Origin of the sequence: Zobellia barbeyronii (assembly GCF_018603515.1) — a bacterium.
Classification (GTDB): Bacteria; Bacteroidota; Bacteroidia; order Flavobacteriales; family Flavobacteriaceae; genus Zobellia; species Zobellia barbeyronii.
This window is the reverse complement of the sequence record NZ_JACATN010000002.1, coordinates 778,920-795,891: the sequence shown is the minus strand read 5'-3', so window position 1 is coordinate 795,891 and position 16,972 is coordinate 778,920. Positions and strand designations below refer to the sequence as shown.

General features: G+C 36.6%; 14 protein-coding genes. 6 read left to right on the top strand and 8 right to left on the bottom strand.

The window, feature by feature from the left end; translation table 11 throughout:
- Nucleotides 1-38 precede the first annotated feature (38 nt).
- Nucleotides 39-1,181 carry a formylglycine-generating enzyme family protein gene (locus HW347_RS07920; protein WP_214611340.1) on the top strand — a complete coding sequence of 381 codons (1,143 nt, stop codon included), beginning with the start codon at nucleotides 39-41 and terminating at the stop codon, nucleotides 1,179-1,181.
- 12 nt (nucleotides 1,182-1,193) lie between these two features.
- Nucleotides 1,194-2,321, top strand: a complete 1,128-nt coding sequence (gene galK, locus HW347_RS07915; RefSeq protein ID WP_214611339.1) for a galactokinase — start codon at nucleotides 1,194-1,196, stop codon at nucleotides 2,319-2,321.
- 49 nt (nucleotides 2,322-2,370) lie between these two features.
- Here galK and HW347_RS07910 read toward each other — a convergent pair whose 3' ends face one another.
- Nucleotides 2,371-3,075 carry a LytR/AlgR family response regulator transcription factor gene (locus HW347_RS07910; RefSeq protein WP_214611338.1) on the bottom strand — a complete coding sequence of 235 codons (705 nt, stop codon included), beginning with the start codon at nucleotides 3,073-3,075 and terminating at the stop codon, nucleotides 2,371-2,373.
- Nucleotides 3,076-3,337: 262 nt separating this feature from the next.
- On the opposite strand from HW347_RS07910, the gene HW347_RS07905 reads away from it, so the two are divergent.
- Complete coding sequence (locus HW347_RS07905; RefSeq protein WP_214611337.1) at nucleotides 3,338-4,183, top strand: universal stress protein; 846 nt, start codon at nucleotides 3,338-3,340, stop codon at nucleotides 4,181-4,183.
- A gap of 3 nt (nucleotides 4,184-4,186) precedes the next feature.
- On the opposite strand, the gene HW347_RS07900 is transcribed toward HW347_RS07905, so the two are convergent.
- Nucleotides 4,187-4,885 (bottom strand): LytR/AlgR family response regulator transcription factor, encoded by a 699-nt coding sequence (locus HW347_RS07900; RefSeq protein WP_214611336.1) that lies wholly within the window; start codon nucleotides 4,883-4,885, stop codon nucleotides 4,187-4,189.
- A gap of 255 nt (nucleotides 4,886-5,140) precedes the next feature.
- On the opposite strand from HW347_RS07900, the gene trxB reads away from it, so the two are divergent.
- Nucleotides 5,141-6,106: a thioredoxin-disulfide reductase gene (gene trxB / locus HW347_RS07895; RefSeq protein WP_214611335.1), complete on the top strand. Its 966-nt coding sequence runs from the start codon at nucleotides 5,141-5,143 to the stop codon at nucleotides 6,104-6,106.
- A 65-nt stretch (nucleotides 6,107-6,171) separates the two neighbouring features.
- Here trxB and HW347_RS07890 read toward each other — a convergent pair whose 3' ends face one another.
- Both HW347_RS07890 and HW347_RS07885 read right to left on the bottom strand, forming a co-directional pair.
- On the bottom strand, nucleotides 6,172-6,618 hold the full coding sequence (locus HW347_RS07890) for a hypothetical protein (RefSeq protein ID WP_214611334.1): 447 nt from the start codon (nucleotides 6,616-6,618) through the stop codon (nucleotides 6,172-6,174).
- Nucleotides 6,619-6,692: 74 nt separating this feature from the next.
- Nucleotides 6,693-7,139, bottom strand: coding sequence for a hypothetical protein (locus HW347_RS07885; protein ID WP_214611333.1), 447 nt, complete (start codon nucleotides 7,137-7,139; stop codon nucleotides 6,693-6,695).
- 264 nt (nucleotides 7,140-7,403) lie between these two features.
- On the opposite strand from HW347_RS07885, the gene HW347_RS07880 reads away from it, so the two are divergent.
- Both HW347_RS07880 and HW347_RS07875 read left to right on the top strand, forming a co-directional pair.
- A complete protein-coding gene (locus HW347_RS07880) occupies nucleotides 7,404-10,499 on the top strand; it encodes a SusC/RagA family TonB-linked outer membrane protein (RefSeq protein WP_214611332.1) in 3,096 nt (1,031 codons plus the stop codon).
- A 4-nt stretch (nucleotides 10,500-10,503) separates the two neighbouring features.
- The gene (locus HW347_RS07875) at nucleotides 10,504-12,012 is read left to right on the top strand and encodes a SusD/RagB family nutrient-binding outer membrane lipoprotein (protein WP_214611331.1); all 1,509 of its coding nucleotides are present in this window, start codon (nucleotides 10,504-10,506) and stop codon (nucleotides 12,010-12,012) included.
- A 17-nt stretch (nucleotides 12,013-12,029) separates the two neighbouring features.
- Here the strand turns inward: HW347_RS07875 and HW347_RS07870 are convergent, their stop codons facing one another.
- From HW347_RS07870 to HW347_RS07855, 4 genes are all read right to left on the bottom strand, one after another.
- Complete coding sequence (locus tag HW347_RS07870; protein ID WP_214611330.1) at nucleotides 12,030-13,073, bottom strand: aminotransferase class I/II-fold pyridoxal phosphate-dependent enzyme; 1,044 nt, start codon at nucleotides 13,071-13,073, stop codon at nucleotides 12,030-12,032.
- A complete protein-coding gene (locus tag HW347_RS07865) occupies nucleotides 13,073-14,083 on the bottom strand; it encodes a dipeptide epimerase (protein WP_214611329.1) in 1,011 nt (336 codons plus the stop codon). The genes HW347_RS07870 and HW347_RS07865 overlap by 1 nt, the downstream gene beginning before the upstream one ends.
- 162 nt (nucleotides 14,084-14,245) lie before the next feature.
- A complete protein-coding gene (locus tag HW347_RS07860; RefSeq protein WP_214611328.1) occupies nucleotides 14,246-14,977 on the bottom strand; it encodes a head GIN domain-containing protein in 732 nt (243 codons plus the stop codon).
- Nucleotides 14,978-15,095: 118 nt separating this feature from the next.
- Nucleotides 15,096-16,943, bottom strand: coding sequence for a PspC domain-containing protein (locus HW347_RS07855; protein ID WP_214611327.1), 1,848 nt, complete (start codon nucleotides 16,941-16,943; stop codon nucleotides 15,096-15,098).
- Between the last annotated feature and the right edge of the window lie 29 nt (nucleotides 16,944-16,972).

The window sequence follows — 16,972 nt, the reverse complement described above, 5'->3', positions numbered from 1 at the left end:
ATAGGGTTAACTTTGTTTTCCATTTTTCAAATATAATTATGCACAACACGATTAAAATTTACGCTTCTGTAGCAGTTCTTTGTTTATCCATAGGCTGTAAGGAAGATAAATCTCAAAAGGCAGAAGTAGTTGAAGCTGCTGAGAAAATAGAGACTCCCAAAACCATTGAAGTAGATACTACGGTCATTAAAGAAATGCCCAAAGATGTTGCTACGCCCAAGGGGATGGTTTGGATTCCTGGAACTGTGTTTTCTCAAGGAGCAGTTCCACAAGATAAAGGGGCTATGGAGCATGAGAAGCCTGCACATAAAGTTGCGGTAGATGGTTTCTTTATGGATATCACCGAGGTTACTAATGACGATTTTAAAAAATTCGTAAAGGCAACGGGTTATGAAACCGTAGCGGAACGCCAAATAGATTGGGAAGAAATGAAAAAACAACTTCCTGAAGGCACTCCTAAGCCACATGATAGTATTATGCAACCGGGTTCTTTGACATTTAAACAGGCTAAAAGTGCTGTACCAAATCTTTATGACTTTTCACAATGGTGGAGTTGGACCATAGGTGCGGACTGGCAACATCCAAATGGACCTAAAAGTTCTATTAAAGGTAAAGGAAACTACCCTGTAGTGCACATTGCATACGAAGATGCTCTAGCATATTGTGAATGGGCAAATAGACGTTTACCAACTGAAGCGGAATGGGAACGTGCTGCTCGTGGTACGCATTTAACAACAACGTATTCTTGGGGAGACGAAGACACTAAATTATCAGAAAAGGCAAATACTTGGGAAGGTGAGTTTCCGGTAACCAATGCAGAGACTGACGGTTATGGACTTCGTGCACCTGTAAAATCCTATCCAGCAAATGACTTTGGATTATATGATATGGCAGGAAACGTCTGGGAGTGGACTAACGATTGGTACAATACCAACTATTACAAAGAATTGAATACAACGTATCCAGTGGCTAAAAATCCATTGGGAGCAGATCAGGCTTATAATGAAAGAGACCCTTATGCAAGAGAAAAAGTAATGAAAGGTGGTTCTTTTTTATGCAACGCCAGTTATTGCGCCAGTTATAGAGTTTCATCTCGTATGGCTACAAGTTTAGATTCATCATTAGAACATTTAGGTTTTAGAACCGTTGCTACGGCAGATATGGTCCGTAACTCAAAATAAACAACCTCTCTTATGCAGTTTTTAGAAAATTTTAAACCAGAATTAGTCATATCATCACCGGGTAGAATAAACCTTATAGGTGAACATACTGATTATAATATGGGATATGTGCTTCCAACAGCCATAGAAAAGAATATTACATTCAGTTTTAAAAAGAACGGTTCCGAAAACCAATGTCATGTGTACAGTAAAACATACGACACGGGCTTTGAATTAAATCTAGATAAGATTGCGGTAAGTAAAGTAGAGTGGGAGAATTACATTCTAGGCGTGTTGAATGAAATCTCAAAAAGAACTGATAAAGTTAGAGGTTTTGATTGTATCGTAGAAAGTAACTTGCCTACTGGTTCTGGTCTAAGCTCGTCTGCAGCTTTGGAATGTGGTTTGGCTTTTGGTCTTAATGAAATTTTTGATTTGGGTCTTTCTAAAATAGAAATGGTTCAACTTTCGCAGACTGCAGAGCATACGTACGTGGGAACACAATGTGGTATTATGGATCAATTTGCTTCGGTAATGAGCGAGGCGGGAAATGTTATTCTATTAGACTGTCGTTCTTTGGAATACAAGCATATTCCTATAGATTTACATCCGTATAAAATCATACTTCTCAATACAAAGGTGTCTCATAATCTAGCTTCTAGTGAATATAACACCCGGAAACAAGAATGTGAACAGGGTGTAGCCATCATTCAGAAGAAATACCCTAATGTAAAATCTTTGAGAGATGTTGACGAAGAAATGCTTCTAGCTTCTAAAGAAGATATGAGCCCTACAGTTTACAACAGATGTTCATTTATCGTTAAAGAAAACGATAGGGTATTGGAAATGGTAGATGCATTAAAACAGAACAATCTTAAAGAGGTTGGTCAGATTCTGTACAAGGCCCACGACGGTATTAGTAAGGAGTATGAAGTAAGTTGTCCTGAATCGGATTTCTTGGTAGACTTCTCTAAGGATAATGCTCAAGTATTAGGTGCTAGACAGACTGGTGGTGGTTTTGGCGGATGTACATTGAACATTGTGCACGAAAGCGCTGTTGGAGATTTTGTAAGTGCTGCTACAAAAGCATATAAAGATAAGTTTGATATTACATTGGAAGCATTTGAAGTGCGGCCAAGTGGTGGTACATCTATCATATAATTAAAAAAGGCCAATCTTAAGATTGGCCTTTTTTATATGAGAGTAGAGACTATTGAGCCTCTGAGTTCATTAGTGCGTCCTCTAGTGCAAGTTTTTTATGTCTACTTAATGGAATTGAATGTCCGCAGACTTCAACTTGAGAGCCATTAAATTTATCAACCCTGTCTAAGTTGATGATATATGATTTGTGTACTCTCAGGAACCTATCTTCTGGTAGCTTTTCGGCAAAAGACTTCATGGTAGACAGAATCAAAACATTTTTCTCGTCTGTAACTACTTTTATATAGTCACCAAGACCTTCTATCCATTTTATTTGACCAAGAGGTAATTTAATCTTTTTGAGTTTGCTGTTCACGAAAATATAATCATCTTCATTTTCTTCGATCTCAATATTGTTTTGTAGTGCTTTTTTAATAGCCGTATTAAAACGGTTTTGACGTATAGGTTTAAGAAGATAATCGGTTACATCATAGTCAAAAGCCTGCATGGCATATTCTTCTTTTGCAGAAATTAAAATAATCTGCGGTCGGCTTTTTAAAGAGTCTAGAAATTGAAAACCATTGATCAAAGGCATTTCTATATCTAGAAAAACGAGGTCTACATCGCTTTCCTCCATATGTTTTTGCGCTTCTACTGCGTTCTTATAATCAGCAACAAAACGAAGATTAATATGGTTTTTGATAAGTTTGGCGACTGCAGTACGTTGCGTCTTAGAGTCGTCTATAACTACACACGTTAATTTTACAGAATTCATAGTAAGAGGATTGTTTAAAAAGTATGTAACTTCTTAAAGAGGTTAAATAATTATTAACTAATCACCTTCTTTTTACAGTTGTGGGGCCAGATAAAAAATAGGTTAGCTAATGCAAATATATAATATAATAATTTACTGGCTTTTGAGCACTTTTAAAATTGAGTCTGACTTTAAAATTTCACTGATATGAACAGTAAAACTGATAGTTGTCATGTTTTTTTATTTTAGAAAGTCATAGTTTTATAAAACTAAATCAAAAGTCATGCTAAAAGTCCTTTTACCGACCGATTTTTCTGAAAATTCTAGAAATGCCATAGATTATGCCCTGCATTTTTATAAAGAAGTAGAGTGTACTTTCTATCTTTTGCATACTTACACGCCAACAGCAATGAGGATTGATTATATTTTGGGTTCACCCGGACAGATAGGTCTAGGCGATAATTGGCTGACTGAAACAGAAACAGAAATAAATGAGTTTCGTGACGATTTAGAACTTACAAACCATAATCCCAAACATCATTTTATAACACACATTGCATTAGAATCTTTAGTTGATGAGGTTTTGCAAGTAACTATAAAAGAGGGAGTAGATATTATTGTAATGGGCACGCAAGGAGCTACTGGAGCTAAATCTGTTTTCTTGGGTACCAAAACAATGAATGTTTTAAGAGTAGCAGCATGTCCCGTACTTGTAGTTCCAAAGGGATGTTTTTATAAAGCACCTAAAGAAGTGGCATTAGTAACTAGTTACAAGAGAAATTTTTCTGCAGAGGTTCTAGCGCCTTTAAGAAGTATTCTTACCCGTTTTAAATCATCTGTGCACATTATGCATATAAATGAGGAAGAACGGTTGGATTTCACGCAAGAGTCTAACAGAAATACGTTAGACGCTTATTTAAATGAATTTGACCCCACATATCATTGGATGCCTAATTTTACTAATAAGACAAAGAGCATTCAAGTATTTTTAAAAGAATTGGATATTGATTTTTTGACTATGGTAAAATATGACCATGATTTCATAGAAGGTATAATGAGGGAACCGGTAATTAAAAAAGTGAGTTTTAGTGTAGAAATACCATTTTTAGTGATTCCGGTGGAGAACTAGAATTTAAGAAGTACCTATGGCACTCATAAAGTTATCTCTTCGGCTTCGGCTTAGAGTAATTTTCTTGCCTTCAACTTCAACCATGGTATTATTAAATTTTTCAATTCTTTTTAAGTTGATGATGTATGATTTGTGAATACGGACAAATTGGGAATCGGGTAATTTTTTTTCAAAATCCTTCATCGAAGAGAGAACAATGTGGTTAGATTTTTCGGTGACTAGTTTCACATAATCTCCTAAAGCTTCTATCCATTTAATATCCATATAATTTATTTTCACTTTTCTAGAATTGCTTTTTACAAAAAAGTGTGCTTCATCTTTATGGTTTGTGGTGGGTTGTGCATTGTGAAGCGCTTTTTTAACCGCTTTGCCAAACCTTAAAGGTGATAGGGGTTTTAGTAAATAATCTGTAATAGCATAATCAAAAGCTCTAAAGGCATGAGTAGGGGTACTGCTTACCAATACAATTTGGGGGCTTTCTTTAAAAGTTTCAATTAAGTCAAAACCGTTAATAAAGGGCAGTTCTACGGTCAAGAAAATAAGGTCTGCATTTTCATTTGCTTTATGGTTCTTGGCTTCTATTCCATTTCTATAAGTGTTTTTAAGGCTTAGATTCGGGTGCTGATTTATTATTTTGGTTAGTTCCTTGCTGTGAAGAATAGAGTTTTCTATAATTACACACGTTAATTTTAAATCATCCATAATACTTTAATCTTTTTCAACAAGTATTTACGGGATGTGTATGCCAAGGGTTTGGTTTTTCAACATTTTTTTTGAGTAAAAAATAAATATATATCTTCCATTTCGTTAGAAACATCCTATTTACGGCATGTTAGAAGGTTTGTAAGAATCACAAGGCAAAACGACCAATAGGAAAAACTTTTAATAACTTTTAGAAGAGGCTTTTTACAAAAAGTCTATTTTTGTTCATTAACTATTTAAAATGAGTATTTGATTATGTCTGAGAAAATAGAAAGGCTTAAAACGTTGATTATAGGATCGGGACCTGCAGGGTATACCGCAGCAATATATGCGGCTCGAGCAGATTTAAAACCGGTTGTATATACAGGGATGGAGCCCGGAGGGCAATTGACCACTACAACTGAGGTCGATAATTTCCCAGGCTACCCAGAAGGTATTGATGGTCCAACCATGATGGTGCAATTACAGCAGCAAGCAGAGCGTTTTGGAACTGAGGTACGTATTGGGATGGCAACAGCCGTTGAGTTGAGTGATACCGTTGGTGGTATTCACAAAGTAACCATAGATGATAATAAGACTATAGAAGCGGAAACTATTATAATTTCCACTGGTGCTTCGGCAAAATATTTGAACATCCCTAGTGAACAACGTTTACGTGGAGGTGGTGTATCAGCTTGTGCTGTTTGTGACGGATTTTTCTATAGAGGTCAGGATGTAGCTATTGTTGGTGCAGGAGATACTGCAGCAGAAGAAGCTTCATATTTAGCTAATATCTGTAGCAAGGTAACCATGTTAGTTCGTAAAGATCACATGCGTGCTTCTAAAGCTATGCAACACCGTGTTGAAAGCTTAAAGAATGTTGAGATTAGATACAATACAGAAGTAGATGAGGTTCTAGGAGAACAAGTTGTTGAAGGTCTACGTATGGTTAACAATGAAACTGGAGTAAAAGAAGATATTGCTATTACAGGTCTTTTTATAGCGATTGGTCATAAACCAAGTACAGATATCTTTAAAGGACAGTTAGATATGGACGAGACAGGATATATCATAACTAAAGGGAAGTCTACGAAAACTAACAAGCCAGGTGTTTTTGCCAGTGGTGATGCTCAAGATAGAGAATATCGTCAAGCAGTTACAGCTGCCGGTACAGGTTGTATGGCTGCACTAGATGCTGAGCGTTATTTAGCGACTGTGGAAACTCCTCAGGAAACGGTTTAAAAGAACCAATATATAAAACAAAAAAAAGCTGCATTATGCAGCTTTTTTTATTTGTTATAAAATTATTAATCCAAGCGTTTATAGTTTTCGGAATTAATTCTATTTCCTTCCTCATCGGTGAAAATCTGACTGAAGCTATTTTTATCCAATTCCAGTTCCATATCCCATTTCATATCTGAGTTGGTGATCTTTCGCATAGAGGCAGACATGTATTCTAGTTTTTCGGTAAGTGTGCTGTCTGTAGTTTCATAAGAACCATAGCCAAACCATTCAACAGAATCATTAGGCACATAACGGGTCCACATTACTTTACCGTTATAATACATTTTAATTTGGCGGTACCCATCTGCTGCCAGCAACGTGTCAGTAGGAACGTCATCGGCATAATTATAATGGCTCACTAATTCCCACGTGCCTTCAATAGTAGGGTGATATGGATTTTCAGGAGCTTCATATTTGGTGGCGGAAATAAGTAAAAACGAAATACAGACTAAAGTGATTATTTTTTTCATGGCCAAGTGTTTTAAGGTTGACGTATACTAATATATAAGACCAGCCTGTATGAATAGGCCGTAAGGAGCCGTTGTTAATCTATGCGGTGGTAATTTTCTGAAGCAATGCGTCCACCATCTTCATCCAATGAAATTTGGGTGAACGTATTATTGTCTAATTGTAGTTCCATACTCCATTGCATATCTTCATTAGCAATTTTACGCATGGAAGCAGACATATATTCTAATTTTTCAACTAAAGTATTATCTGTAGCGGCATAGGAGCCATACCCAAACCATTCTACCTCTTTATTAGGTGTATAGCGCGTCCACATAACCTTTCCATTATAGAACATTTTAATCTGGCTATACCCCTTTACAGGAGTTAAAGTGTCCGTAACGTTTTCGCCATCATAATTATAACGGCTAGTCAATTCCCATGTTCCTTCAATTGAAGGGTGTAGTTCATTTTCAACAGATGTAGTTCCTGTTGCAGAGATGAGTAAAAGCATTAATAAAGCTAATCCTAGTAGTTTTTTCATAATAGTGTTGTTTAAGTGGATAAGCGGTTTTGTACCAATAAGTTACAACAAAATTTATGAATATCGTATTTTTTGAAACAAAATAATATGATATTCTTAGTGTAGGTAAAATCCTCAATATTGGGTATTTGAAATTCAAATTGAATAAAATCGACATATTAATAATAAGGAGAATGTATTTTGCCGATGTGTGATTTCTGCACTCCAAACCAAGGTTTTTAGTTAATTATTTGCTAATTTTAGTAATTAACTAACTCCAAACACATGAAGAATATTACACTCGTAATGTTTGCTCTTTTGTGCTCGTACACATCATTTGGGCAAACAATTTCAGGAAATGTAACCGACACAAAAGATGTTCCGCTTCCCGGCGTTTCTATTGTAGTCGCTAGAACAAACAAAGGTGCTACCACAGACTTTGATGGTAATTATACCATAACAGCTGCTGAGGGTGATGCGCTCAATTTTTCATATATAGGTATGAAAAGTAAAACCGTCACAATTGGAGCGGATCAAACTATTAATGTTGTTTTAGAAGAAGATGCACAACAGTTAAACGAGGTTGTGGTAACTGCATTAGGTATAAAGAAAGAAAAGCGTTCCGTTGGGTATGCTATTCAAGAAATTGGTTCAGAAGAACTTAACCGCGATAATAACGGAGACGTTTTAAGTGGGATACAAGGTAAAGTGGCCGGTGTGAATATTAATTCCAGTAGTGGTGCAGCCGGAGCAGGTTCTAGTATTATAATAAGAGGTATAACCTCTTTGAACCCATCGGCAAACAACCAACCGCTATTTGTTGTAGATGGTATACCTATTAGTAACGAGGCTTCAACAGGTAATCTTTTGCCTAGTACAGGTTCTAATGCTCCTTCTTCCTCAGAGCAATTTTCTTTTACCAATAGAGGAGCGGATTTAAACCCTAACGATATTGAAAGTGTATCAATTCTTAAAGGTCCTGCTGCAACCGCATTATATGGTGTAAGAGCTGCAAACGGTGTTATAGTTATTACCACAAAGAAAGGAAAGAATGGAGAAACAAAATTTAACCTTAGAACTAGCATAGGTTGGCAAGAAGTAAATAAAACTCCTGATGTTCAAACCAAATGGAGAGAAGGTAGAGGAGGTGAAATTATTTCAACTTCTAATAATAATGCTCCAGACGGTTATGACTTTGCAGACGGGAATAGTTTTGGTTTCTGGACGTTAGGCCCAGAATACGGTCCAAATGATAAGAACTATGATAATTTCAAGAACTTTTTCAATAGAGCATTTACAACGAACAATTCTTTGAACGTAAGTGGTGGTGGAGAAAACTATACTTATTTTGGTTCTGTTTCTCGTTCCGATGATGAAGGTTTAGTGCCGAACACGTATTTTGATAGAACTTCTTTAAAGCTATCAGGTTCAATTAACATTACTGATAAATTTACAGTAGAACCTTCTCTATCCTACATCGTTTCTGATGGTAGATTACCAAATGGTGGAGATAAGTCGGTTATGAGTTCGCTATCGTATTGGTCGCCAACTATAGATATAAACGATTATGTTTTGCCAAATGGAGATGAAAAAAACTATACAGCGGGAGTAGTGGATAACCCACGTTATTTTGCCGAAGTAAGTTATTTAGATAGTAAAGTAAATAGAATTTTAGCAAACACTAAATTCAATTATAAGTTTAATGATTGGGCTCAGGTACAATACCAATTGGGTGTAGATAATTACCATGATTCAAGACTTAGATTTGTGCCGCCAGATATTGATCCTGGTTCCGCAACCAATGGTTTTATTGTAGATGAAGGTTTAAATTACAATGAATTAACATCTAATTTATTTGTAACACTTTCAAAGGACTTTAGTGAAGATTTATCTGGTTCCTTATTGGTAGGTAATCAAGTATCTAACACTAAAAGCAGAAGATTGACCACGAGAGCTGAAGGTCTTGACCCAGATAATATGACAGCGTTTGGTCAAGCCAATAACTTTTTTGAAGATATAGGTGGAGCAGAACGTAAAGTTGTTGGTCTTTTTGGAGACTTTAGATTAGAGTATAAGAATACTTTGTTCTTGAACGTAACTGGTAGAAACGATTGGTCATCTACTTTACCAAAAGAAAATAGAAGTTTCTTCTACCCGTCTTTTAACTTAAGTTATGTTCTTTCGCAGACACTTCAAGATGCCGGTAGCTTACCAGATTTCTTAACTTTTGCTAAGTTTAGAGCATCGTATGCTGAGGTTGGTAAGGATGCATCTGCCTATGTAGGTATTTATTATGACCAACCATCTAATTTCCCGTTCGGAACTGTAGACGGTCTTTCTAGAGATAGTTCTGGTGGATCAAGTACTTTAAAACCCGAAAGAACTGCTTCGGTAGAATTTGGTGGGGAATTTAAGTTTTTCAATAATCGTTTTGGAATTGATTTCACGTATTATAAGCAGAATAGTAAAGATCAGATTCTACCTGTTCCGGTTGCACAATCTTCAGGGTATGATACGTTTGTTCTAAATGCTGGAGAAATAGAGAATAGAGGCCTCGAGGCATTGGTTAACATTGTACCTATTAAAACAGATAATTTTAAATGGGACGTTACATTAAACTGGTCTAAAGTAGACGCAGAAGTTATTTCGTTACCAAACGGTGTAGATGAGATTATTTTTGCAGATAGTGGTTTTCCTGGAGTTATCTCTAAACTAGAAGTAGGTGGTGCACCTGGTGACCTTTTTGGTTATGTATGGGAGAAACACGAAAATGGCAGTAGACTAATAGGTGAAGATGGTTTTCCATCTATTGTTGCTAATAATCCTTCGGACAGGGTAAAAGTAGGTAGTGCGTTGCCGGACTGGTTAGGTAGTATAAGTAGTACGCTAAAATATAAAGGGTTAGCATTGTCATTTTTAATAGAGAGAAAAGAAGGCGGTGAATTGTATGATTCTGGCCAACGAAATGGTATTAGAAATGGCGTGTTACAAATTACTGAGTTCAGAGATGCTACAACTGTTTTAGATGGTGTTTTAGCAAATGGATCTCCAAATAATATTCCTGTTTTTATTGATGAGAACTACTACAGAAATTCTGCAGTTTACAATCGTGCTTCTGAAATCTTAGTTCAAGATGCATCGTGGTGGAGATTGAGAAACGTTACTTTATCCTATGACCTTCCTACCAAACTCATAAAGAACACCCCATTTACGACTATGGGTTTCAGTTTTACAGGAACCAACCTATGGTTAGATACGCCATTTAGAGGGTATGATCCAGAAGGTAGCCAGTTTAGTGCAGGTACAAACGCCTACGGTTTTACCGGTCTAAACATACCTAACACAAAGTCGTTCATATTTGGTCTAAACCTTAATTTCTAGAAAGATGAAAGTTTTAAAATATATTTTTTCAATTACGGTAGCGACTAGCCTTTTGGTAAGTTGCGATGATTATTTGGGCGATAATGTCGACCCTAATAAAGAGCTTCCTGAAAATGTCACAGAAGCAGATCTTTTGCCAACGGCAATTTATAATTCTTCTTCCGCACATTATAGTATTGCTTTAAGCATCTGTCAATACTCACAACATTTGGCTTCTTATTTTGAGCCTGGTGCAGATACTCAGGAAGAAGTTCAGATAACTGGGGGGTGGAGTAATATCTATTTACAAGCCTTAGCAGATTTAGATCAAGTAGTTACTATTGCAGAGAGTAATGAAGCCGGTCATTATATAGGTGTGGCAAAAATTTTACAAGCATTTAATTTGGGACTTGCTACAGATCAATGGGGAGATGTTCCTTTTTCAACTGCCCTAGAAGGCGAAGCAAATTTTAGACCATCATATGATTCACAAGAGAGTGTTTATGGGCAGATAAATGCTTTATTGAATGAGGGAATTACCTTTTTGGAAGGCGCAGATAGTTCAGGATTCTCCATTGGTGAAGATGATTTAATCTATGGAGGTGATATTACAAAATGGATTAAAGCAGCTTATTTTCTAAAAGCAAAGTATGCGTTACACCTTTCGGAGGTTGACCAAAATGTAGCTATTGAAGGTGTATTGAGTAGTGTATCCAATAGCTTTTCAAGTAATGAAGATGATTTTCAATTGGTGTACAACGAAAGAAATTTTAATCCATGGAACTCAGGAGTAGTACTTCCTAATAATACGGGTAACTTTTCTGTATTATTATCTGATCAATTGGTAAGCCTTATGAATGGCACATCTATTCCGTTTGCTTCTATAGAATTGGATCCACGTTTACCTTTAATTACCACAATAGGCGAAGACGATATAGAATATCTTGGAGGTCTAAATGGTGGTGCCGGTAGTTATGAATTAGCAGCAACTGAAGATGATGATAATATAAGCGCTAATACAGATTTAGGAGCTGATAATTTTTATTCTTCCCAGAGTGCTCCTATAATCATGGGCAGTTATTCCGAGTTAAAGTTTATGGAGGCCGAAGCATTATTTCTCCAAAATGGAGGAGATGCCACATCGGTTGGTACTTCTGCAGATGCTTACAATGCATATCTAGAAGGAATAGGAGCAAACATGGATAAGCTTGGCGTTACTCCAGCAGATAAAGCGGCTTACTTAAGTGATGCTTCAATTGCCGTGGGAGCAGATAATTTAACGATGGCCTTGGTTATGAGAGAGAAGTTTATTGCCACTTTTCTAAACCCGGAATCGTTTGTAGATTTAAGAAGATATGATTTTGATCCTAATGTATTTATAGGATTGGAACTGCCCGTTGGTCATAATGAAGTTTTAAATGGACAATGGGTTAGGAGAGCTCAGTACCCAACTTCTGAACAAACCAGAAACGGAGAACAGGTAGAAGCTGTAACCAAAGGAATTGGTGACCCAGTTTGGTGGGATAGAGACTAAGAACTTATAAAAGTCTTTTAAGGAAGGATATTGATGCAATGTAAAACGTGCTCAATATCCTTTTTTTTATGCGCTGCACTCAATACAATTCTACTCATAAGCGGAGAACTTTTATCAGGATAGGGAAAGCTGGTTACAATAATACGGTTTGCTTCAAGATACTCGGTTAACTGCTCATCAGAAAACGTATAGGCCGGATGGCCTTTCATAAAATGAAATGTTTTTCGTTTTTTAAGATTGCCAAAAAACAAATCCATATTACGCTGCAGTCGTTTTCTTTTAAGTTCATAAATGGCATCTGCTTCTACAAGCGTTGCCATGGCTGCTGGTGTTGCTGGGCTAGAACCTCCAAAAAATGAAGTTTCAGTTAGAAAATGAATACGCTCTTTTGTACCAAAAACAGCACCCGCCTGAATACCGAAACCCTTGCCCAATGATCCACATACAATAAGTTCTTTTATTTTCAGCTTAGCTAAAATAGAATAAACCCCTCCTCCCTTTTTACCAACAATACCCAATCCGTGAGAATCATCTACAACCAAAATAATATCCTCTAGCGGGAGAATTTTTAAAGCTTCAAAATCAGGATAATTGCAGCCGGAGAAATCTATACTATCTAAAAAAACAACAGGTGTAGATTTATTGGATTCTAAATGCTCGCGAACGGCAATATTTAATGTAGCAAAAGTGGTATACGATTTTATTTTAGATTGATAAAGCGCAGAATGTGTATTGGGTGCATAAAAGAACTGATGTTCTTTGGTGTTGAGTACTTGTGCCAAAAACTGACCAGCCAAGTACCCAGATGATAAAGAGATACAAGCCTCACTGCCCACGATTTTAGCTAAATACGTTTCAGCTTCATCAAAGACAGACAGGCGAATATTAGATTTTCTTGAGGCTCCGTAATTGGTTCCATATTTCTTAATATTACTAATGAATAATTTCTGAAAATCACCATCGGTTTGGAGACCTAAATACGAAGTACCTCCAAAATAAAGGTGAGAAACTCCCTTTAGAGTAATCTTTCTTCCCGGAAATGTGTCAATATAATGGTTCATTATCTTAAAGTAACTCCTGTTCCATTCAGTTCTGAAAAAACGAGTTTTCCGTCTGGCAATATTTTTACGCCATCGGCAATATCACCTTTAAGTAATAACGGTCCGTCCATATCCACATAGTCCAGTTGTGGAACTAATTGGGCTATGGCAGAAATACCTACGGTAGATTCTGTCATACAACCGATCATTACTTTAATTCCCATTTCTTTTGCCTCGGCTATCATGCGTAGGGCAGGGGTAATACCTCCACATTTGGTCAATTTTATATTAATACCAGAATAGTGAAGCGCACATTTTTGAACATCACTTTCTACAATGCAACTTTCATCTGCAATAACAGGCAGCACACTGTGGTGCATAACTTTTTCCATGCCTTCCCAATCATCGGCTTTTAAAGGTTGCTCAAGAAACTCTACGCCTAAGTCTTTTAATAATGGGGCGTTTGCAATGGTTTCACTTGCAGACCATGCGCAGTTGGCATCTATTCTAAAAATAGCATCGGTATGTTCGCGTAAAGCTCTAACAATAGCAACATCATCATCCGTACCTAATTTTATTTTGTAAATAGGCCACGGCATTTCTTTCATTTTCTCCACCATTTTTTCAACGGGTGCAATACCTATAGTATAATTTGTTATTGGATAGGAGGTGTTTCCTGTTCCCCAAATATTATAAAGTGGCTTTCCTTGCAGTTTACCAAAAAGGTCCCAAGCAGCAAGATCTAATGCACAGATAGCAAAATTAGACAGCTTTTTACTTGTCAAAAAAGCATGAAAATTTTCAGGATGATCTATGTGAAAGGCTTCTATTTCTTTTCTGATGGTTTCAATTTCTGCCATCATACTTTCTACGGTAATATTGTAGTAAGGGTTAGAGGTCGTTTCTCCATAACCAGTCTTTCCCTCTAAAGAAAGACTAACGATTAAAGTGTTTTGAAAATCGTGAGATTCACGGGAGATACTAAAGGTATGTTTTAAGGCTAAAACGTATTTTTTTAAATCTAACTGCATGTTCCAATTGTTTCCACTAATATAAAAAGAGAAAAAGGGTTTGCACTCTTCTCTGAGCTTTTTTTCGGAAAGCAGAAAAGATTAACATTTCTACCTACTTAAACCAAAAACAAGCTGCCGAAAATTCGACAGCTTGCATTTAGGATTGTTCGTTTTTTGATTTTAATATTTGTGTACGCTACCCGAAACAGATTTTTTAGTTTTCACATTAGCATTACCGGTATAGGCAACGTTACCGCCACTACTGGCGTCTGCCACGAGGGTTTCGGAAACTTGAATTTTCATATTTCCACCACTACTGGCATCTGCTGTGCAGGTTTTGGTTAAAAGCGTTTTTGCATTGATATTACCACCGCTGCTTACATCTACATCTGCACGATTGGTTTTACCAGATATAGTAAGACTAGCACCACTACTGGCGTCTATTTCAAGAACATCCGCAACTACTTCAACATCTATTTGAGCACCGCTACTGCCATCTATCTCTAAGTCATCACTTTCAATAGTATTTTCAACATGCAGTTGTGATCCGCTTGATGCGCTTAAGTTGGAAACCACAGGAAGTGAAACGTAAACTTTTTTGGTAGCTCTGCCAATATTTTGCTTAGCGTGAATACGTAGTTTTCCGTTCTTAATATCCGTAGCAATGAGGTCAATTATGTTTTCATCTGCCTCTACTTTTATATTAAATTCATTAGCCTGAGTTATATACACTGTAAGACCTTCTGATGCAGATACTTTTGTAAACTCATCTGTTATTGTTCTATCGTCCGTTACTACGGTTCCGTTACCTTTTTCACCGGAGCCAAAGTCGCCAATGTTGACGTCAAAACCACAGGAAGATAAAAACAGTGCTACTAGAAATGCAATTGCAATACGAATTAAAGTTGTCATGATTGTTGTTTTAAGATTGATGTAAAATTGAACTATTGGTTGCGTCTTTACCAGATTTTCAGACTCAAACGTCATATTTTGATACTGAATTGATTACACTGGCTAAACTTTAATAAAATCAGGTTTTATAATTGGTGTCATTTGGTTCTGAACGGTTATCATCAATATCTATATCAATGCCATTTTCGTCTATATTTATCCTGTTCTGACCATCAGTATCATCTTCATTAGAATTTATATGAACGCCGTCTTTACCTATTTTCATTTTTATTGATTCACCGTCTTCTTGAATATCAATATCAATTCCGTTTTCATCTATTCTAATTTTATTCCTCCCGTTGTTATCGTCATCATTATCATCCTCTTCAATAATCTCAGGACAATCTTGGCATTTTAATTCGCCATCAGCACCCATTTTCCATACTTCGTCTTTAACTTCGCAGCCATCTAGGTCTCTATCATTTTTGGCATGAAATCTCCAACAGCTAAAGCCACTATCTTTACTATATTTTAAAATAGCACCTGCAGGAATGAATAGATTAACTCTTATCTCTTGGTTCATGATTTTATTCTCACGAGAGGTGGTCAAGAAATCTTCTAGCAATAATGTGTTGCCTTCAATTTTGTATTCATAGTTAATTTTCTCGGCCAATTCTTCGGCTTTCTCAAAAGACGAACCATCAGATTCTTTAACGATTTCTATTTTGGCAATCGAGTCTCTTGAGCGCTCAATATAAAAGCTAACATCGTCTAGAACCATAACCTCTTCACCAGCTTCATTACGGGTAATGGTAAGTCCGTCTAATTCAACTTTTCTTTTATTTCTAAACCTGGTATCATATGCAACTACTCTAATTTCTAAGGTGTCCTTAACATCTCTAAAATAGAGGTCTTCAGTAACTTGAGCAGTATCTGAATATGCACGCGCTGCAGCTTGTTTTATTCCAAAGACAATCAGCATTATAATAGATAATAACCAAAGGCCCAATAACGAGAACTTTGCAATGTTACCAATAGACTTTAAGTTGTTCACCAAGATTTTCAAACCTAAATATAGAAGGAAGAAAAATGGAATACCTATGGCAAAGAAACCCAGTATGGATACCAACCAAATGGGCATGTTACTTGCATCTACTAGATTATACATTTTAAGACCAGGTATCTGAACCATATCTGAAATACCTACGGTTATCATGCCTATAAAAAGACCTATAATAGTAGAAGCACCAATAATGATTAAGAGCACGCCAATGAACTTTCCAAAGACTTTAAAGAAGAACATGATAATATCTCCTAGGGTATCAAAAAAAGACTTACCTCCGCTTTTTACTTTATTACCTACATCTTCATAATCAACGCTTTTAATTTTTTGGGCAACATCATCAAAGCCTTCCTTGACCTTACGTTCTATATTGCTGATGTTGATGTCCTCCCCCCGCATATCTAATTTTTGCGAAGTAGTAACAGCCTCGGGAATCAATAACCACAGTAAGCCATAAATCAAAATAAAACCACCCGAAGAACCAATTGTTAAAAGCACCCATATTAAGCGTACCCAAAGTGGGTCTATATTAAAGTAATGCGCTAAACCAGAAGAAACACCCGCTACATATTTCTGCTCCGTATCTCGGTACAGTTTTTTAGATTTTCTTTGCTCAGAATTTGTTCTACCTGTATTAGGCTCATCCTCAAAAATATCTTCATCCACCATATAATCTTCTGGCTGTCCCATGATGGCTATGACCTCGTCTACCTGTTTTTGGGTAATAACCTGTCGCTCGTTATCAAGCTTTTCATGAAACAGTTCTGCTATTCGTGCCTCAATATCCGCCAGTATTTCATCACTACCCGGTGTGTTGGCAAAAGAGCGCTTCACGGACTCCAAATAGCGCTGCATTTTGTTATATGCATCTTCATCCATGTGGAAGAGCATATTTGCTAGATTAATGTTTATAGTTTTGTTCATTTTAGTCGTTTTTTCTCTGTAAACGCATA